General features: G+C 73.3%; 15 protein-coding genes and 3 pseudogenes. 3 read left to right on the top strand and 15 right to left on the bottom strand.

Annotation, left to right across the window (positions count from 1 at the left end; all coding sequences use genetic code 11):
• Positions 1 to 91: 91 nt before the first annotated feature.
• From ACFYO2_RS33990 to ribA, 5 genes are read right to left on the bottom strand one after another with little or no spacing between them, the layout of a single operon-like run.
• Complete coding sequence (locus ACFYO2_RS33990) at positions 92 to 1,246, bottom strand: saccharopine dehydrogenase family protein (RefSeq protein ID WP_388356803.1); 1,155 nt, start codon at positions 1,244 to 1,246, stop codon at positions 92 to 94.
• 1 nt (position 1,247) lies between these two features.
• Positions 1,248 to 2,300, bottom strand: coding sequence for a saccharopine dehydrogenase (locus tag ACFYO2_RS33985; RefSeq protein ID WP_388356800.1), 1,053 nt, complete (start codon positions 2,298 to 2,300; stop codon positions 1,248 to 1,250).
• Positions 2,297 to 3,442: an NAD(P)/FAD-dependent oxidoreductase gene (locus ACFYO2_RS33980; protein ID WP_388356798.1), complete on the bottom strand. Its 1,146-nt coding sequence runs from the start codon at positions 3,440 to 3,442 to the stop codon at positions 2,297 to 2,299. Before ACFYO2_RS33980 ends, ACFYO2_RS33985 begins: the two co-directional genes overlap by 4 nt.
• Complete coding sequence (locus ACFYO2_RS33975; protein ID WP_388356795.1) at positions 3,439 to 4,410, bottom strand: ornithine cyclodeaminase family protein; 972 nt, start codon at positions 4,408 to 4,410, stop codon at positions 3,439 to 3,441. The genes ACFYO2_RS33980 and ACFYO2_RS33975 overlap by 4 nt, the downstream gene beginning before the upstream one ends.
• A gap of 33 nt (positions 4,411 to 4,443) precedes the next feature.
• Complete coding sequence (ribA, locus tag ACFYO2_RS33970; RefSeq protein WP_383874590.1) at positions 4,444 to 5,103, bottom strand: GTP cyclohydrolase II; 660 nt, start codon at positions 5,101 to 5,103, stop codon at positions 4,444 to 4,446.
• Positions 5,104 to 5,141: 38 nt separating this feature from the next.
• On the opposite strand from ribA, the pseudogene ACFYO2_RS33965 reads away from it, so the two are divergent.
• A pseudogene (locus ACFYO2_RS33965) lies at positions 5,142 to 5,885 on the top strand (creatininase family protein); the annotation flags it as partial.
• On the opposite strand, the gene ACFYO2_RS33960 reads toward ACFYO2_RS33965, so the two are convergent.
• From ACFYO2_RS33960 to ACFYO2_RS33940, 5 genes are all read right to left on the bottom strand, one after another.
• Complete coding sequence (locus tag ACFYO2_RS33960; RefSeq protein ID WP_388356793.1) at positions 5,774 to 7,093, bottom strand: lysylphosphatidylglycerol synthase transmembrane domain-containing protein; 1,320 nt, start codon at positions 7,091 to 7,093, stop codon at positions 5,774 to 5,776. The pseudogene ACFYO2_RS33965 and the gene ACFYO2_RS33960 overlap by 112 nt on opposite strands.
• Complete coding sequence (locus ACFYO2_RS33955) at positions 7,090 to 8,157, bottom strand: trans-aconitate methyltransferase (RefSeq protein ID WP_388356790.1); 1,068 nt, start codon at positions 8,155 to 8,157, stop codon at positions 7,090 to 7,092. The genes ACFYO2_RS33960 and ACFYO2_RS33955 overlap by 4 nt, the downstream gene beginning before the upstream one ends.
• Positions 8,154 to 9,326, bottom strand: a complete 1,173-nt coding sequence (locus ACFYO2_RS33950; protein WP_388357034.1) for a glycosyltransferase family 4 protein — start codon at positions 9,324 to 9,326, stop codon at positions 8,154 to 8,156. The genes ACFYO2_RS33955 and ACFYO2_RS33950 overlap by 4 nt, the downstream gene beginning before the upstream one ends.
• An 11-nt stretch (positions 9,327 to 9,337) precedes the next feature.
• The gene (locus ACFYO2_RS33945; RefSeq protein ID WP_388356787.1) at positions 9,338 to 9,736 is read right to left on the bottom strand and encodes a 6-pyruvoyl tetrahydropterin synthase family protein; all 399 of its coding nucleotides are present in this window, start codon (positions 9,734 to 9,736) and stop codon (positions 9,338 to 9,340) included.
• A 174-nt stretch (positions 9,737 to 9,910) separates the two neighbouring features.
• Positions 9,911 to 10,894, bottom strand: coding sequence for a zinc-binding alcohol dehydrogenase (locus ACFYO2_RS33940; RefSeq protein WP_388356785.1), 984 nt, complete (start codon positions 10,892 to 10,894; stop codon positions 9,911 to 9,913).
• Positions 10,895 to 11,002: 108 nt separating this feature from the next.
• Between ACFYO2_RS33940 and ACFYO2_RS33935 the strand changes: the two genes are divergently transcribed.
• Positions 11,003 to 11,785 (top strand): CDP-alcohol phosphatidyltransferase family protein, encoded by a 783-nt coding sequence (locus tag ACFYO2_RS33935; protein ID WP_388356782.1) that lies wholly within the window; start codon positions 11,003 to 11,005, stop codon positions 11,783 to 11,785.
• Positions 11,786 to 11,934: 149 nt separating this feature from the next.
• Here the strand turns inward: ACFYO2_RS33935 and ACFYO2_RS33930 are convergent, their stop codons facing one another.
• From ACFYO2_RS33930 to ACFYO2_RS33915, 4 genes and pseudogenes are all read right to left on the bottom strand, one after another.
• Positions 11,935 to 13,200, bottom strand: coding sequence for an MDR family MFS transporter (locus ACFYO2_RS33930; protein ID WP_388356779.1), 1,266 nt, complete (start codon positions 13,198 to 13,200; stop codon positions 11,935 to 11,937).
• Positions 13,197 to 13,508 (bottom strand): annotated as a pseudogene (locus ACFYO2_RS33925) (ABC transporter permease); the annotation flags it as partial. The pseudogene ACFYO2_RS33925 and the gene ACFYO2_RS33930, both read right to left, overlap by 4 nt.
• A 5-nt stretch (positions 13,509 to 13,513) precedes the next feature.
• A pseudogene (locus ACFYO2_RS33920) lies at positions 13,514 to 14,269 on the bottom strand (ABC transporter substrate-binding protein); the annotation flags it as partial.
• A 4-nt stretch (positions 14,270 to 14,273) separates the two neighbouring features.
• Positions 14,274 to 14,810 (bottom strand): GNAT family N-acetyltransferase, encoded by a 537-nt coding sequence (locus tag ACFYO2_RS33915; RefSeq protein WP_388356776.1) that lies wholly within the window; start codon positions 14,808 to 14,810, stop codon positions 14,274 to 14,276.
• 510 nt (positions 14,811 to 15,320) lie between these two features.
• On the opposite strand from ACFYO2_RS33915, the gene ACFYO2_RS33910 reads away from it, so the two are divergent.
• Positions 15,321 to 16,739, top strand: coding sequence for a protein kinase (locus tag ACFYO2_RS33910; RefSeq protein WP_388356773.1), 1,419 nt, complete (start codon positions 15,321 to 15,323; stop codon positions 16,737 to 16,739).
• Between the two features lie 72 nt (positions 16,740 to 16,811).
• On the opposite strand, the gene ACFYO2_RS33905 is transcribed toward ACFYO2_RS33910, so the two are convergent.
• Entirely contained in the window at positions 16,812 to 17,651 is an 840-nt protein-coding gene (locus ACFYO2_RS33905; RefSeq protein ID WP_388356772.1) for an alpha/beta fold hydrolase, read from the bottom strand.
• Positions 17,652 to 17,674: the final 23 nt, after the last annotated feature.

The following is a 17,674-nucleotide window of genomic DNA, read 5'->3' as shown; positions in this document are numbered from 1 at the left end:
CGGGTTCGGGGTTGGGGCCGGGTTCGGGGTTGGGGCCGGGGACTTCTCAGGGTGATAACGGACCGGTCGCGGGCCTTCCGATCCGGCCGGCCTACTGATCGACCCGGAGGGTGAAGTGGACGCCCTCCCGGGCGAGTTCGCCGAGCCACTCCTGGGAGCGGGCCGCCGTCTCGGCGGCGCGGCCGAGGCCCGGGGGCAGGGAACCGTCCAGGATGTGCCGGACGCCGAGTGCGAGGGGGCGCGAGACGCAGCGGGCCATCGCGCTCTCCTCCTCGTCACCCACCAGGTCCAGGAGGTAGCCGCCCGACCACTCCTGTCCGGCGCCGCCGCGCACGTCCAGCGAGACGGCGAGGACCACCCGGTCGCGGTCGGTGTCCGTGGTCGGGTACTTCGCCGCCAGTTCCCGGGCCAGGGCGGTGATCCGGGCGTCGTCGCCGGTGCGCAGCTGCGCGAATACGCCGTCCCAGGCACGCAGCCAGCCGTCCAGGCGCAGGGTGCCGCGGACGAAGGTGCGCGGCTGCCAGGCCCGCGGCAGACCGTACTGCTCGACGAAGGGGACGCTGTCGCGGTTGGGGTAGACCTCGAAGGTCTCGCCGTCGACGACGTGCCGCCGGGTCGCCTCCCAGGGCCGTTCGGCGATGGTCTCGGCACCGTCCTCGAAGTAACGGGCGGGCGAGCGCAGGGCGCCCAGTACACCGGCGGGTGCCCAGCTGAAGCGGTACCGGAAGTCGTTCGGGACGGCGGGGACGCCACCGCAGTAGGAGGTGAGGCTGTAGGAGGCTGGGGTGCCGTCGCCGATCGCCTCCCGGGCGCGGCCGACGAGGCTGTGCGCGAAGAGGTGGTCGATGCCCGGGTCGAGGCCGGCCTCGGTGAGGACGACGACCCCGGCCCGCGCGGCCGCGGGCACCTGCGCCAGCACCGCGTCGGACACATAGCTGGAGCAGGCGAAGTGCGCCCGCTCGCCTACGCACAGGGCCAGGAGCGCGGCGTGCTCGGAGGCGGGCAGCATCGACACCACCACGTCCCCGGGCGCGAGGTCGGCCGCGAGCGCGTCCGGCGTGTACGCGCGGGGCTCGGCGCGGGAGGCGAGGCCGAGCCGGTCGAGGGCCTCGGCGGCGCGTTCCTCGGTGCGGTGCCACAGCCGCACCCGCTCGGCCGCCTCGCACAGCACGGCCAGGCCACTGCCGGTGGACAGTCCGGCGCCGATCCAGTGGACGGTGCCGCTCGCGGGAACCACCTCGGACATCTCACGACCGCCCTTCTACGATGCCGAGTTCACGGCAGGCCTGACGGAACCGTTCCAGACAGCGCCCCCACGGCCCGCCCGCGCCGAAACCGAGCAGCTGGGGCAGCAGGGCGGCCGAGAAGTCGGTGCTGGACTCCTTGGGCAGCAGGGACGGCAGGTTGTCGATGGCGATCAGGTCCAGCGGCGGCTCCTTGCGCAGCCGGCGTGCGGGCTCGGTCCAGTCGGTGGTGCGGTCGTAGACCGGCAGGACGTTGAGGGGCGAGCCCACGTCGCAGGTGACGTCGCACAGGGTGCGCAGGCGGCGGGCGGGGTCGTCGAGGTCCTCCTCGCGGAGGAAGGGCGGGACGGGGGTGGTGGCGAGGACGGCGTTCACCATGACGTCGTGGGCCAGCAGTGCCCTGCGGTCCAGGTCGCGGGTCTCCTCGAGGTCCCAGCAGGTGGGCTCGACACCGGCCTCGCGGAAGGCGTCGCGCGCGCCCCGTCCGCTGCGGCCGAGCGCTCCGATCACCAGGGCGGTGAAGTCCTCGTCCCCGGCCACCGGGCGCAGCGTCTCGTCCAGCGCGTCCTTGTCGGTGGGCGTCAGCGGCGCGAGGAGCCTGCCCCGGTGCTGAAGGACGGCCAGGGCGGCGCCCAGGTAGCCGGCCCAGAACCCGAAGGCGGCGAGCCGGCGGCCGCTGTCGTCCACGAGGTATTCGAGGTCGAGCAGCGCCCCTCCACCACGGGCGAACCGCCGCAGCAGGTCGGCCGCTCCCGGCTGCCGCTTGTAGGCGTGCCCGAAGAAGATGTGGCGGTGGGTCAGTTCGGCGGGCCGGTCCGGTAGTTCCTTCAGGCCGAGGATCACGGCGTCGACGGGCGCCGACACCCACGAGCCCGCGGGCGCGATGCGGCAGCCGACCGCCTCGTACTCCTCGACGGGGAAGATCCGCTGCGGGGACTCCTCGACGGTCAGCGTGACCCCGCTGTCGACGAGCCGGCGCGCGTCGGACGGAACGACGGGGGTGCGCCGCTCGGTGGTGCGGACCTCGTGGCGCAGCCACAGGTGGAGCTCGGTCATACGCGGTTGGCCTCCGGGCGCGGGGCGTCGGCCGCGAACCGGCCGACGCTCAACGGGCTGACGTCCACGAAGGGTACGCGGCCCAGGTACAGGTCTCGGACGACCTCGCCGACGGCCGGTCCCTGGAGGAAGCCGTGCCCGGAGAAGCCGGTCGCATACAGAAAACGAGATACTGAAGTCGCCTCGCCGATCAAGGCGTTGTGGTCCGGGGTGAGCTCGTACAGGCCGGCCCAGCCGCCGGTGCGGCGCAGGTCGAGGAGGGCGGGGGCGCGCCGCTCCATGGCCGCGCCCAGGCGGGGGATCCAGCGGTCGTGGGTGGCGGTGGCGAAGCCGGGCCGCTCGTCGGGGTCGGACATGCCGACGAGGAGGCCGGGGCCCTCCGCGTGGAAGTAGAGGCTGGTGGTGAAGTCGATGGTCATGGGGAGGTCGGGCGACAGACCGTCGACCGGTTCGGTGACCGCGATCTGGCGGCGCAGCGGCTCCACCGGCAGGTCCACGCCGACCATCGCGCCGACGGCCCGCGACCAGGCGCCGGCCGCGCAGATGACCGTGTCGGTGGCGATCCGGCCCCTGCTGGTCGTGACGGCCGTGATGGCGTCGCCGTGCAGTTCGATGCCGGTGAGTTCACAGTGCCGCAGGATGGTCGCGCCGTGGCGGCGCGCGGCGGCCGCGTAGCCGTGCACGACCGCCTCGGGCGTGCAGTGGCCGTCGTCGGGCGAGAAGGCCGCCGCGAGCAGTCCGTCGGCGCTGATCAGCGGGGAGAGCCGGCGCGCCTCGGCGGGGTCGATCATGCGGCTGGGCACGCCGAGGGGGTTCTGAAGTCGCACGCCCGCCTCGAAGGAGGCGACGTCCTCGGGCGTCGACAGCAGGAACAGATAGCCGACCCGGTGCAGCCCGATGTCGTACCCGGTGTCCTCCTCGAAGCGGGCGAAGGCCTCCAGGCTGCGCGCGCCGAGCTGGATGTTGAGCTCGTCGGAGAACTGCGCCCGCACCCCGCCCGCCGCCTTCGAGGTGGACCCGGAGGCGAGCTCGTCCCGTTCGACGAGCACCACGTCCCGTACGCCCGCACGGGCCAGGTGGCAGGCGATGCTCGTGCCCATCACCCCGCCGCCGATCACGACGACACCCGCGCGCGTGGTCACCGGCGTTCCCCCTTCGCCGCCTCGACCACGGCCCAGGCGGCGGCCGCGTCCTGGATGCCGAGGCCGACGCTGTTGTAGTAGACGACGTCCTCGGGGCCGGACCGGGCCGTGCGCCTCCCGGTGAGCACCTCGCCCAGCGAGATCAGGTCGTCGCGGGTCAACAGCCCCTCCCGCAAGGCGTCCACGACCGGCCCGGCGTGCCCGGCCGCGGTCTGAGGGTCGTCCACGACGACGGCCGCGGATCGTCGTACGACCTCGGCGTCCACCTCGCGGCGGGTGGGCTCGAAGGACCCCACGCTGACGACCGTGCAGCCGGGGTCCAGCCACCGGCCGTGCACCACGGGGGTGGTGCTGAGCGTGCAGGCCGCGACCAGCGAAGCGCCGCGCACGGCCGCCTCGGCGCTGTCGGCCGGTTCGACGGGCAGGCCCGCTTCGGCGGCCAGGGTCTCGGCGGCGCGGGCGCGGCGGCGCGGGGTCGGGCTCCACAGCCGTACGGACTTCAGCTCCCGCACCCGGGCGATCGCCCGGGCATGGGCGAGAGCCTGGGTGCCTGAGCCGAGGATCGCCAGGTCGGCGGCGTCGGGGCGGGCCAGCGCGTCGATGGCGACGGCGCTCGCCGCGGCCGTGCGCAGCGTCGTCACCGCCGTGCCGTCCATGACGGCGGTGAGGCGGCCCGTCACCGGGTCGAGCACGGTGACGACGGCGTGCACGGTCGGCAGCCCGGCCGCCGCGTTGCCCGGGTTGACACTGCCGAACTTCGCGACCGCCCCGGTGTCCGCCGACAGCCGGGAGACGTACGCGAAGACGACACTGTCGTCGAAGCGGCTGGGATGCATGATCTTCCCGGGGAGGTCGGCGCCGCCCGCGCCGAGCGCGGTGAAGGCCGCGCGCTGCGAGGCGATCGCCGTGTCGGCGTCGAGGAGGCGCGCCACCTGCTGCCCGGAGAGGAAGAGGACGTCGTCGGTCATGCCCTCTTCCTGTCCCCACTCGGCACCCCGGAATCAGGACAGGTGTGCCACCGCGTCCAGATGGGGCAGATGGTGGTCCAGTCGCTCCCGCTTCGTCCGCAGATAGGTGATGTTGTTCTCGCACGGCGGTATCAGCAGCGGCACCGTCTCGGCGACCTCGATGCCGTGCCGCACCAACGCCTCCCGCTTGCGCGGGTTGTTCGACATCAGCCGTACGGAGTTCACGCCCAGGTCGTGCAGGATCTCGGCGGCGACCCCGTAGTCGCGGGCGTCCACCGGCAGGCCGAGCGCCAGGTTCGCCTCGACGGTGTCCAGGCCCTCCGCCTGCAGCGCCATCGCCCGCAGCTTGCCGAGCAGACCGATGCCCCGGCCCTCATGCCCTCTGAGGTAGACGACGATGCCGCTGCCCTCGGCGACGACCGCGCGCAGCGCGGAGGCCAACTGGTCGCCGCATTCGCAGTGCTGGGAACCGAAGGCGTCACCGGTCAGGCACTCGGAATGCAGGCGGGTCAGGACGTCGTCCGTGCCGATCTCACCGTAGACCAGGGCCACTTGTTCGTCGCCGCGGTCGTGATCGAGGTAGCCGACCGCCTGGAATTTCCCGTACACGGTGGGCAGCGGGGCATTCACCACGCGTTCCACACCGGTGCGCTGTGGCGACTTCTTGCCGAGCACGCCAATTTTATCTGTCATGATCTGGTTCCTAAGCAGAGACGAAAGGCCGGGAAAAGATGAGTGGTTCACGAATACGGTCGGCTGCGTACGGTCTGGTGCCGGCGGACACTACCGAAGACGTACGGACGCGAGGCGCGGACGTCTCAACGCAGGTGGCCGTCCTTCCGGTCGGGAGCTTCGAGCAGCACGGTGCGTACCTTCCGCTGGCGACCGACACACTGGTCGCCTGTGCCGTCGCCCAGGAGATCGCCGCGGCGTACCCGGTGCACCTCCTGCCTCCGGTGACGATCTCCTGTTCGCACGAGCACGCGGCCTGGCCGGGAACCGTCAGCATCTCCTCCGTCACCCTTCACGCGGTGGTACGGGACATAGCGGCTTCGCTGCGCCGCTCCGGCGTCGACACCCTCGTGGTGGTCAACGGGCACGGCGGGAACTACGTACTGGGCAACGTCGTTCAGGAATCCTCCGCGCGCGGTGAGCGGATGGCGCTCTTCCCGGCCGCGGAGGACTGGGAGACGGCGCGGGAGCGGGCGCAGGTGGCCACCTCGCTGCTCACCGACATGCATGCGGGGGAAATAGAGACCTCCATTCTTCTGCACGCTCATCCCGAATGTGTGCGGCCCGGCTATGAGACCTCCGATTTCGTCGCGGACGACCGTCGTCATCTCCTGACCCTCGGTATGTCCGGCTATACCGATTCGGGTGTCATCGGCCGGCCTTCGCTCGGCTCCGCGGAAAAGGGGAAGGCGCTCCTGGCGAGTCTGGCGGAATCCTTCGGCACGTATTTCTCGATGCTGACCGGCAGCGGGCCCACGGAGTAACTCGTCGGCGCCCGACGGGGTTCCGGGTCCGTTACGACGGCCTGGGCCCCGATCCCGCCTCCCGCCTCGGCGCGCAGGCCGGCGTACCAGCGGGCGACGAGTACGAGGACGCCCGGCAGGCTGGCCACGAAGCTCAGCACCCCGTACACGACCGCGACCGTGAGGCCGCTGCTCGCGCCGAGTCCCGCGGCGCCGAACGCCCAGGCGGTGACGCCCTCGCGGGGGCCCCAGCCGCCGACGTTCAGCGGCAGGCTCATGGCGAGCAGGGCGAGGACCGCCAGCGGCAGCAGTACGGCGGCGGAGGCGGCGGATCCGGCGACGCGGGCGGCGACGACGAACATCCCGAGGTGGCCCGCGAGGACGACGGTGGAGGAGAGGGCGACGCCGGGCAGGTTGCGCCGCGACAGCAGTCCCTCGCGCGCCTCGCCGAGGCTCGCCCGCAGGGCACGTCCGCGCCGGGAGGGGGACCGGTTCATGCGCAGGGCCAGGACGACGGCGAGCGCGCCCAGTACGGCGAACGCGATCAGGGGTGCGAAGTGCCGGGCGTCGGCCAGCACGGGCGACGGCATCGTCAGGAGGACCGCCACCCCGACCACGGCCAGCACCAGTTGCCCGGCGGCCCGTTCGATGACGACCGAGCGGACGCCGCGGCCGAGGTCACCGGCGCTCTGCCCGTGCCGGACCGCCCGGTGCACGTCGCCCAGGACGCCGCCGGGCAGGGCCGCGTTCAGGAACAGCGCCCGGTAGTAGTCGGCGACGGCCGCGCCGAGCGGGAGCCGGATGCGCAGGCCCCGGGCCACCAACTGCCAGCGCCAGGCGCTGAAGACGGTGGTGACGAGGCCGAGGCCGAGCGCCACCAGGAGCGTCGGTCCGTCGATGCGGCGCAGGCCGTCCAGGAAGACGCCGGTGCCCAGGCGCCAGAGGAGGACGGCGAGGATGGTCACGCCCGCGACGGTCCCGAAGTGGGTGCGAAAGGCACGGGAGTCGAAGCGGGAGAAAAGTGAGCGACCGGCGCCGGGTCGGGGCGCCGACACGATCACGCCGATACGGTCCTCGGAGACGGCCGCCCCCGTGGGGACCACCGTCCTGCCGCCGGGCCGGGTGGGCGCCACGACCAGGTCCGGGTGGCGCTCCCGGGGCTCGGCGCCGGGCAGGCCGGCCCAAGTCCGTACCGTCTCCACGCTCATGACGTCCCGCCCGTCGGCCGGGACAGTGCCAGCAGATCGGTGTGGTGGACCACGACCCGCAACTCGCCCGCCTCGCACGCCGCGAGGCGCTCACGCAGATACCGGTCGGCGCTCTCGCGCAGTTCCGGCCGCTGTTCGACGGCCGCGCCGACCCAGCCGCGCAGCCACTGGGCCGTCAGCGCGGACTCGGCCCGGCCCAGGCGCCAGGGGCTCGGGTGCAGCCGTACCGTCGCGCCCCGTTCGGAGAACGCCTCGCACGCCGCGGTGACGGCGTCCGGGCCGAGCAGGCCGCCCTGGCGCTGGTGGGCGTTGAACGCCTCGGCGATCTCCGCGTCGAGCGGGTGGGACGGGGTGAGGTCCACGCGGCCGGCCACGGACAGCGTCAGCAGGGCCGGGCAGCCCGCTGCGGTGCAGGCGGCGGCGAGGGCGTCGATCTCCTCGCGGGTGAGGACGTCGAGCAGCGCGGACGCCGTCACCAGGGACGCGCCGGCGAGGGCGTCCGCGGTGAGCAGCGCGACGTCACCGCGGCGGGTCTCGGCCGAGACGCGGCTGCCGTCGGCGCCGGAGCGCGGGGAGGCCACGGCGGCGAAGTGCAGGAGGTAGGGGTCGCGGTCGTGCAGGATCCAGTGCTGGGCGCCGTCCAGGCGGGGGGCCAGCCAACGGCCCATCGAGCCGGTGCCGCAGCCCAGGTCGTGCACGACGATCCCGGCCTTCCCCGGCAGGTTCGCGAGCCGGATCCGCAGCGGATCGAGCAACTCGACGGCCCGCGCGGCCGCGTCTGCGCCCTCCCGCAGCTCCAGCCACTCGGGGGCGTAGCGCGGCGGATCGTCGGGCCCGGCGTCCCGCAGCCGCACGGTGGGCCGCTCGCCGGGGCGCAGGGTGGGGCCCGCGCCGGGGATGACGTGTTCGGACTCGCCGGGGGCTCCCCCGGGACCGGCTCCAAGGGCTTGCACGGACGCTCCTCCAGGACCGGTGACCACGGAACTCCTCGACTCGACAGCCTCGTCGGGCCCGAGCTGGGTCGGGATCTTCCCCGCCTGCTGTGTCATTGCCGTCTTCCTCATGCCGCCCTCCTGGGTTCCCTCGGCAGCCGGCCCAGTACTCCGGCCAGGCTGCGGGCCGTAGCCGCCCAGCCGCCCAGGCCGGACCGCCGGCCCCGGGCAGCGGCCTTCAGCCGGCGTCGTACGTCCGCCTCACCGAACCAGCCGCGCAGTTCCGCGGCGAGGGCGGCGGGGTCCTCCGGCGGGACGAGGATGCCGGGCACCCCGCCGTCGGGGGCGCGGCCGACCGCCTCGGGGAGACCGCCGACGTCGGTGGCCAGCACGGGGATGCCCCGGGCGAGCGCCTCGGTGACCGCCATGCCGTACGTCTCGGCGTAGGAGGTGAGGACCATGAGGTCGGCGGCGTTGTAGCTGGCGTCGAGTTCGGCGCCGGCCTGCGGGCCCGCGAGGTGCAGGCGGTCCTGGAGGCCGTACTTGCGGATCAGCATCCGCAGTCCGGCGACGTACTGCGGGTCCTGCGCGAGTCCGCCGACGCAGACGCAGCTCCACGGCAGGTCGGTCACCCCGGCCAGCGCCTCCACCAGCCGGTGCTGGCCCTTGCGCGGGGTCACGGCGGCGACGCACAACAGGCGGGAGACGCCGTCGGTGCCGGAGGCGAGCGGGGCGATGTCGGCGCCGGGGGCGGCGACATGGACCCGGTCGGGGGCCAGGCCGTGGTGGGAGACGAGGCGGCGCACGGCCCAGTCGCTGGTGGCGACGACCGCCGGGACGGCCCGCAGGACGGCGCGCTCCTTGGCGTCCAGATCCGCCGCCACCGCCGGGGCAAGACCCGTCTCGTCACCGAGCGGGAGGTGGACGAGGACGGCCAGGCTCAGCCGTTCCGCCTCCGGAACGACGATCTCCGGGACACCGCAGGCGACCAGCCCGTCCAGGAGGACGACCGCGCCGTCCGGCAGGTCCCGCAGCGTCTGCGCGAGTTGCGCACGGGCCGCCGCTCCCGGGCGGGGCCACTCGCCGGGCACGGCGTGCTGGTGCACCTGCCAGCCGAAGCCGGCCAGGTCCAGACTCACCCGCCGGTCGTAGGCGTTGCCGCCGCTGGGGGCGGTCGGGTCGTCCACGCCGCCCGGCAGGACGAAATGCACGGAGCGCAGGGACATCGGGATGATCTCCGCGTTCTTCAGGGCGGAGTGCTGCACGGGCACATAGCCGAGCGGCGCGGTGGTCCGCTCCATCGTCGTGTCGGTCACAGCGCACGCTCGTAACTCGCCCAGGCGACGTGCGACTCGTGCAGCGAGACGGTGAGACCCGCCAGACCCCTGGCGCCCTCGCCGAGCGCACCCTTGTGGATCCGTTCGGCGAGCCGGTCCGCTATGACCTTGGCCAGGAACTCCGTGGAGGTGTTGACTCCGGCGAAGTCGGGCTCATTGTCCAGGTTTCGGTAGTTCAGCTCGCTGACTACCGCGCCCAGTTCCTGTGTGGCGAGTCCGATGTCGACGACGATGTTGTCGTCGTCCAGCTGTTCGCGCCGGAACGTGGCGTCCACCAGGAACGTCGCTCCGTGCAGGCGCTGCGCCGGTCCGAAGACCTCGCCGCGGAAGCTGTGGGCGATCATGATGTGATCGCGGACGGTGATGCTGAACAACGGACGACCCTCCAGGTGCGGCGCGTCTTGTCCCCCGCTGATCCCTGCCGGGGGATGCCGTGTAGTACGGCTCCTCGCCCCCCGTTGTTCAGCCTCCTCTCACTCTTTTCTCAGGTCAGGCGCTCTTGTGCACCTGAGCTAGGTCGTTCGGGATTGGACCTGTGGGGCGCTCGTTCACTCGTTCTCGTCGTAACGGACCCGGTGGCACAGGGCGGGGATCTCGCCGGAGGACAGGCGCGGCAGCAGGTCCGGCAGTTCGCCGAAGGCGCTCTCCCCCGTGACGAGGGCGTCGAGCGCCGGGTCGGCGAGCAGGTCCAGAGCGAGGGCCAGCCGGTCCGCGTAGGTACGGCTGGAGCGGCGGGCGGGTGACACGGAACCGACCTGGCTGCTGCGGACGACCAGGCGCCGGGAGTGGAACGCCTCGCCGAGCGGGAGGCTGACCTGCCGGTCGCCGTACCAGCTCAGTTCGAGGACGGTGCCCTCGGCCCTCAGCAGTTCCAGACAGCGGGCGAGGCCCTGTTCGGTGGCGCTGGCGTGGACGACGAGGTCGCAGTCGCCGAGGGCGTCCCCGGGCAGGGCGAAGTCGACGCCGAGGGCCTCGGCGGTCTTGGCGCGGGCCGGGTCGGCGTCGACCAACTGGACGCGCACGCCGGGGAAGCGGGCCAGCAGCGCGGCGACGGAACTGCCGACCATGCCGCCACCGACCACCGCGATCCGGTCGCCGACCAGGGGTGCCGCGTCCCAGAGGGCGTTCACGGCGGTCTCGACGGTGCCGGCGAGGATGGCCCGTTCGGCGGGCACGGACGGCGGTACGACCGTCACCGCGGCCACCGGGACGACGTACCGCGTCTGATGCGGATAGAGGCAGAACACAGTCCGCCCGACGAGGTCGTCGGGCCCCTCCTCCACCACACCCGCATTGAGATAGCCGTACTTCACCGGACCGGGGAAGTCGCCCTCCTGGAACGGCGCCCGCATGGCCGCGTACTGACTCTCCGGCACCCCGCCACGGAACACGAGGGTCTCCGTGCCCCGGCTGACCCCGGAGTACAGCGAGCGGACCACGACCTCGCCCTCTTCGGGATCCGGCAGGGCCGTCTCGCGTATCTCGCCGTGACCCGGAGAGCTGAGCCAGAACGCACGTCCGGTGCGCTTCATCGGCATCCTCCTGAACGATCGGGAAGCTGTTCACGTACCGAGGTGTGCACAGGTCGCGCACAGTACGCGGCCTTGATCGACTCTGTCACCTGGCCGGAGGAATGTGCGGTGGCCCTGAACAACACTTACGACGCAAGGCTGGTCCAGCAGGAGACCGCGGTGGGAGCGGGAGTGCAGATCCTGCTGCTGGCCCTGCTCGGCACGGCGATCGGCATGGGGCCGGCGGGCTGGCTCACCGGCCTCGCCTTCGCCATCGCCACCTGGGCGGTCCTCTCCCGAGCCCTGCACCGGTCCCGCCTGCGCACCTTCGGCCCGGCCAACCGGGTGACTCTGGGCCGGGCGACGCTGGTCGGCGGGGTGACCGCCCTGGTCGCCGACTCCTTCGAGAGCTCACCACCGGTGACGCTGTTCGTCGGCCTGACGGCGGTGGCCCTGATCCTCGACGGCGTGGACGGCAAGGTCGCCCGCCGTACGGGCACCTCGACACCCCTGGGCGCGCGCTTCGACATGGAGGTCGACGCGTTCCTCATCCTGGTGCTCAGCGTGCACGTCGCCATGGCCCTCGGCCCGTGGGTCCTGCTGATCGGCGCCATGCGCTACGCCTTCGTCGCCGCGGCCCGCGCCCTGCCCTGGCTCAACGCCCCGCTCCCCCCGAGCACCGCCCGCAAGACGGTGGCCGCACTCCAAGGCGTCTTCCTTCTCCTCGCCGCCTCCGGCCTCCTGCCGTACGTGGGGACGTTCGCGGTCGTCGCGACCGCACTGGCGCTGCTGGTCTGGTCGTTCGGCCGGGACATTCTGTGGCTGTGGCGGACTTGGCGGGCGGAGGAGGTCTCGGTGGCGGAGGTGCTGGAGCTGGTGGCGGCGCGGGAGCCGGAGCGGGTGGCGTCCTGAGAGTCCGGCATCCGATATCCGGTATACGGTCGGCAGCCGACCTGCCGTACGCGGTATACCGTCGGCAGCCGGCCTGCGGTACGCGGCATACGGTCGGCAGCCGGTCTGCGGTATACGGTCGGCCGGCTTGCGGATGCGGCGTACGGTCGTCAGCCACCCACCGGCATCCGCCGCGAACCCTGTCGCCGCGGCAACAGCCCGATCGCCGCGGCGGGTACGGCAGCCAGCACCAGCCACGGCACCGCGGCGGGCAGTCCGCTGTCCAGCAGCATCCCCGTCGCCGCGCTGCCGACGAGGACGATCAGTCCGGAGACCGAGGACAACGCTCCCGTGTACAGGCCGAGTCGGCCTTCTTCGGCGAGGTCGGGGACCCAGGCGCGGGCGACGGGGGCGACGAGCATCTGGCCGAAGGTGAGAAGAACGACGAAGCCGGCGGCGGGCAGCAGGCCCGGCGTGCCCGTCCAGCCCGCGGGGCGTCCGACCGCCACCACCGCGAATCCGGCCGCGATCAGCAGCAGTCCGGCCGTCATGGAGCGGCGCGGGGTGAGGCGGTCTCCCACCCAGCGGGTGACCGGGAGTTGGGCGGTCACCACCAGCAGGGACGACAGGGCGAACAGCCAGGCGAGCGGGGCGTGGGAGCCGGCCACGCGCTGCACCTCGTCGGGGAGGGCGAGGTAGAGCTGGTTGTAGGCGAGCAGGTAGGCGCCGTACGCGCAGCACAGCGCGAGGAAGCGGCGGTTGCGGAGCAGCACGCCCACGCCGCCTTGCACTTGGACGCGCTTCCGGCCGGGAACGTGGTGCGGCAGCAGCCAGGCGTGTCCGGCGAGGACGAGGACGAAGATCCCGGCTCCGGCCAGGCACACCGTGCGGAAGTCCACCGACAGGAGCAGGGCGCCCAGGAGCGGGCCGATGAAGGCCCCCGCCTGTCCGGCGACGGTGAACAGGGCCAGGACGTGGGTTCGGGAGCCGCCGCCCGCCGACTCCCGGGTCACCGCCTGCCGGACGACCTCGGACTCCACGGCCGGTGAGAACAGCGCGGCGGCGAACCCGATCAGCAGGACGGCGCCGATGACGGCCCAGGTCTCCTGCGCGTACCCGAGCCAGGCGAATCCGGCGATCCGCAGGACGCAGCCCGCGAGCACCACCGGCCGGATGCCGTACCGGTCGGCCAGTGCCCCGCCCACGACGAACAGCCCCTGCTGACTGAAGGTCCGCAGGCCCAGCACCAGGCCGACGAGCCAGCCCGCCATGCCCATGGCCTGTCCGAGGTGTTCGGAGAGGAAGGGCAGGACGGCGAAGAAGCCGAGGTTGAAAGCGAGTTGGGTGAGGATCAACAGACGCAGCAGGGGCGAGAGGCGGGTGGCCCCGGGAGCCACTGGCGCCTTGCGTCGCAGGCCGATCAAGAGCGAGGTCATCGAGTGCCCACCAACTTCCTTGTGGATGACGGTGCTTCGGTCGGCGGCTCGGGCGGGCGAGTCCGGACCCGCCTCGGCAGCCGCACCCCGCCCGCCGCGCTCACCGCGAGCGCCCCGAGCAGGGCGAGTACGGCGGCGGGGGCGAGGACCGCCCAGGGGGCGCGCTCGGCGTAGGGCTGGTTCTCGGCGAGGAGCAGGCCCCACTCCGGGGCGGGCGGCTGGGCGCCGAGGCCGAGGAAGGCGAGGGAGGCGAGGGCGAGGGCGATGCCGGGCAGGCGGAGCAGGGCGTGGCGGGTCACGGACGGCAGGGCGGGGTGGCGGCCTGCGCGACGGGGACCGCCTCGGCGATGTCGATCTCGCCGGTGCGCAGGGCGCCGGCGCGGGCGGTGCCGTCGGCGATGAAGCGGACGTCGACGCCGGAGGCCTGGGCACGGCCGCCCCAGTAGTCGTCGTAGCGGTCGAGGGTGGCGGAGGCGGATCCGGTGACCTTCGTCAGGGCGAAGGGGCCGGTGGCGGTGCCGACCGGATCGACGCCGTCCTTGCCGGTGTAGGCCTTCGAGGAGAGGACGGCGAGGCCGGGGCCGGCCAGGCGCAGGGGCAGTACGGGGTCGGGGGCGGTGGTGGTGATCCGTACGGCGGTGTCGCCCGCGGCCCTTGCGGTGAGGGTGACGCCGGAGAGGGCGGCGGGGGCGGGCCTGGCCGCGGTGGCGTGGGTGAGGGCGGCGGCGACCGCGCTCGGGGTGACGTCCGAGCCGTCCTGGAAAGTGGCCTCGCGCAGGGTGAAGAGCCAGGTGCGGCCGTTCTCGCGGCGCCAGGACTCGGCGAGCGCGGGGGCGGCGGCGCCGTTGGCGTCGAGGGCGGTCAGGCCCTCGGTGACGCCGAGGCGGCTGAGGATGGTGGCGTCGGCGCCGTACGGCGAGAGGTTCTCGGCGGGAGGGAAGGCGAGGGCGACCCGCAGCCGGGAGCCTTCGTCGCCGCCGCCCGACGAGGCGCTGCCGCCGCCGGAGGTGAAGCAGGCGGTCAGGAGCGGGGCGAGCAGGAGGGAACCGGTCATGTGGCGGCGTCGCATGCCGTCACCGTCCCATCGGGATCTCGAAGTGGAGAACCCCGTTGCCGCCGCCGGGGTCCTCCCGCTCGTCGTGCACGGTCTCGCCGAGCGACCGCCAGAACGGCTCGGCGCCCGGGACCCCCGGGTCGGTGTGCAGGTAGACGCTGCGGTAGCCGCCGTCGGCGGCGGCGAAGGCGAGGAGTTCGTCGACCAGGCGCCGGGCGAGGCCACGCCTGCGGTGCCCGGGACGGACGTACACCCGGCGCAGTTGCGCGGTCTCGCCGGAGGGGTAATTCTCGGCGAGATGGCGGGGGTTCGGCGGGTGGGCCGGTCCGCGGGAGTCGAGGGCTGCGGTGGCCACGACGGCTCCGTCGCCCGGGTCGACGGCGACCAGGAGGGTGTGGCGAGCCGGGGCGAGATAGGCGGCGGCCGGATCGATGACGTCGGCGTGCCGGCGAGGCACGTAGCCGGTACCGAAGTCGCGGTAGACGGTGTCGAGCATCACGGCTCGCGCACCGTCGAGGTCGTCGGGGCCCGCCACCCTGATGCTGCAGTTATGCACTTGCACATCATATGCATTAAGTCCCCTTGCGGTGATCGGCGGGGGTGATCGGCAGACCATTTGACGCCCGTCACCCGCAGCGGTGCGAAGCCGGAACCCGGGTCCGGCGGTCAGCACGGGAGACGTCGCCCCGGAGCCGATACGCGGTGGCTGTCGGTAGCGGCCGGTGGTGTGTAATGACGCGGGTGCGGACGCACCCGGGGTGAGTCAGGGGGAGCTTGATGGAGGAGCTGAAGCCGGCCGATCCCCGGCAGGTGGGCCGGTACCGGATCTCCGCACTGCTGGGTGCCGGCGGGATGGGGCGGGTTTTCTTGGGGCGTTCACCCAGCGGACGTCCGGTGGCGGTGAAGGTGGTTCGGCCGGAGTTGGCCGAAGACCCCGGTTTCCGCCGCAGGTTTGCCCAGGAGGTGGCGGCCGCCCGCAAGGTCACCGGCTTCTTCACGGCCGCTCTGGTCGACGCCGACCCCGACGGTTCGCCCCCCCTGGCTGGCCACCGCCTACGTGCCCGGCATGGCCCTGGACCAGGCCGTCGCGGCGCACGGCCCCTGGCCCGTGGACTCGGTACGCGCGCTGGGCGCGGGCTTGGCCGAAGCCCTCGAGGCCATCCACGCGGCCGGTCTGGTCCACCGGGACCTGAAGCCCTCCAACGTACTCATCGCTCCCGACGGACCCCGAGTCGTCGACTTCGGGATCTCCCTGGCGACCGAGTCCGCTGCGCTCACCCGCACCGGAACGATCCTCGGCACCCCCGGCTTCATGGCTCCCGAACAGCTCACCGGCAAGTCCGTCACACCGGCCACCGACGTGTTCGCGTTCGGCGCGGTGCTGACATACACGGCCACCGGCACCGGCCCGTTCGGAACCGGCTCGGCGCAATCGCTCAACTTCCGTATCGCCTACGAGGAACCGCGTCTCGACCAGCTGCCCGGACCAGGCCTGGGGATCATCGCCCGCTGTCTGGCCAAGGACCCCGCCGACCGCCCGGCGGTGGGCGAGCTCATCGAGGAGCTCGCCCAGGTGGCGGGCGCGGGCGGCTACACACCCACCGAGGTCGTCACCGAGGCCGCGGCCTGGCTGCCCGGCCAGGTCGCTCGCGCACTGCCGGCCACTGTCACCGTCCCCACCCTGCCGGCCGCGCCCCGTACGCCGGAGACCGAGGTCGCGCCCCCGGCCTCCCCGCCTGCCCCGCCGGTCCGGGGCAGACCCAAGGCCGCCCCGCCGGTCTCCCAGCACCCAACGGCCCCCGACGGCCCGGCCGCCACTGCCCCAGCCCGAGCCGCCCGGCCCACGCCGGGTGCGACCTCCCGAGCCGCCCGCCCGACGCCGGGTGCGACCGCCCGAGCCACCCAGCCCGAACAGTCCAAGAAGCCCGCAACCACCCGCCCGAGAACGACCACGAAGTCCACAGGCACGCGGCCCGAACCGGCCATCACGTCCGGAGTCACCCGCCCCGCACAGGCCGCGGAGACGACCGCCGTGTCCGCGCGGCCGTCGCCCCTTCTGCGCGCCGTGCCCTTCGGCCTCGCCGGAGCGGCACTGGTGCTCGCCCTGTGCCTGCCCTTCTACAGCCGCACGACCCTTTTCGGTAACTTGTTCAACTCTTACTGGACGTTCACGGACGCCTGGCCCTTCGGTGGCGCCTGGCCGTTCGCACTGGTCGCTGTGCTCTGCCTGGGCACCTGTGCGGCAGTGTTGTCCGCGCTGCGCCGCTCCCCCAGGGAGCCCGTGCCGCGTCCGGTCCGACGCCTGCACCTACTGAGCACCACGCTCAGCACCGGGCTGTTCGCCTTCTGGGTGGGCACCCTGAGCAGGGTCTACACCGACCTCTCCTTCCTCGACTCGGGTGCGTGGTTCTTCGCCGTGGGATGCGCGGCGCTGGTCCACAGCACATTCCGGCTGCGGGCCCCGAAGCGCATCCCCGCGCCCTGACGGCAGCGCCGCCCCGGGAGGCCGTGCCGGACCGTGTGCCGGTGACGGTCTGTGTACGCCGCTCCCGGCGGATCAGGCCGAGAACGCCGACATGACCGGCACGAACCGCCCCGCGTCGTCCAGCCACGGGAAGTGCGCGGCGCCGGGCTGGACGACCGACTCGGCGTTCGGGAACAGGCCCGCGTACTCCGCCGCGACGCGCGGTGGTGCCGCCACATCCACCTCGCCGGCCAGCACGAGCACCGGCGCGGCGAACGCGGCGAGGGCCGCGCGGGTGGCGGCCGGGTCGAACGCGCCCTCGGAGGCGTACACCGCCGCCGCCTCGTCGTTGCGCTGCTTCTCCTCCGCCTCCCGTACGGCCTTCGCCTCGTCGTCCCAGCGGGCGAACCAGAAGGGGGCGACGGCCTGCCAGTCGTCGGGGCCCGCCCGGCCGGCGGTGATCGCTTCCAGGGCCGCGTACGCCGGCGCGAACCACGGTTCGTCACGGCGCAGGCGTGCGCTGCTCAGGCGGTCCTCGGCGGTGATCTCGATGCCGACCGCGTAGACGCTCGGGGTGATCAGGGCGAGGCGTGCGACGCGGTCGGGGTGGCGGGCCGCGTACAGGACCGCCAGGTTCGCGCCGGCGGAGTGTGCGAGGAGGTCCGCCCGGTCCAGGCCCAGTTCCTCGCGGAGCGCCTCGACGTCGTCGACCAGGCGGTCGCAGCGGTACGACGCCGGGTCGCCCGGCGTCGCCGAGCGGCCGGTGCCCCTGAGGTCGAGGCGGATCAGGGTGCGGTGGGCGGTCAGGCCGCCCAGGTCGCCCAGGTAGACCGAGTCCTGCATCGGGCCGCCGGGCAGACAGACCAGGGGCGGGCCGTCCCCGGACACCTGGTAGGCGAGGCGGGTGCCGTCTGATGCGGAGAAGGTGGGCATGAGGGCGAGCCTTTCAACGGGTT

This window comes from Streptomyces sp. NPDC006602 (genome assembly GCF_042870385.1).
In the GTDB taxonomy this organism is placed as follows: domain Bacteria; phylum Actinomycetota; class Actinomycetes; order Streptomycetales; family Streptomycetaceae; genus Streptomyces.
Note: the sequence above shows the minus strand (reverse complement) of the source record. Positions and strands in the feature narration are given on the sequence as shown.

Bases quoted from the DNA above. Each gene is read 5' to 3' on its own strand.
- ACFYO2_RS33930 (WP_388356779.1), bottom strand. From the start codon at position 13,200: ATGACCTCGCTCTTGATCGGCCTGCGACGCAAGGCGCCAGTGGCTCCC.
- ACFYO2_RS33985 (WP_388356800.1), bottom strand. From the start codon at position 2,300: ATGACCGAGCTCCACCTGTGGCTGCGCCACGAGGTCCGCACCACCGAG.
- ACFYO2_RS33910 (WP_388356773.1), top strand. From the start codon at position 15,321: ATGGCCCTGGACCAGGCCGTCGCGGCGCACGGCCCCTGGCCCGTGGAC.
- ribA (WP_383874590.1), bottom strand. From the start codon at position 5,103: ATGACAGATAAAATTGGCGTGCTCGGCAAGAAGTCGCCACAGCGCACC.
- ACFYO2_RS33940 (WP_388356785.1), bottom strand. From the start codon at position 10,894: ATGAAGCGCACCGGACGTGCGTTCTGGCTCAGCTCTCCGGGTCACGGC.
- ACFYO2_RS33990 (WP_388356803.1), bottom strand. From the start codon at position 1,246: ATGTCCGAGGTGGTTCCCGCGAGCGGCACCGTCCACTGGATCGGCGCC.
- ACFYO2_RS33950 (WP_388357034.1), bottom strand. From the start codon at position 9,326: ATGGAGCGGACCACCGCGCCGCTCGGCTATGTGCCCGTGCAGCACTCC.
- ACFYO2_RS33960 (WP_388356793.1), bottom strand. From the start codon at position 7,093: ATGAGCGTGGAGACGGTACGGACTTGGGCCGGCCTGCCCGGCGCCGAG.
- ACFYO2_RS33975 (WP_388356795.1), bottom strand. From the start codon at position 4,410: ATGACCGACGACGTCCTCTTCCTCTCCGGGCAGCAGGTGGCGCGCCTC.
- ACFYO2_RS33905 (WP_388356772.1), bottom strand. From the start codon at position 17,651: ATGCCCACCTTCTCCGCATCAGACGGCACCCGCCTCGCCTACCAGGTG.
- ACFYO2_RS33955 (WP_388356790.1), bottom strand. From the start codon at position 8,157: ATGAGGAAGACGGCAATGACACAGCAGGCGGGGAAGATCCCGACCCAG.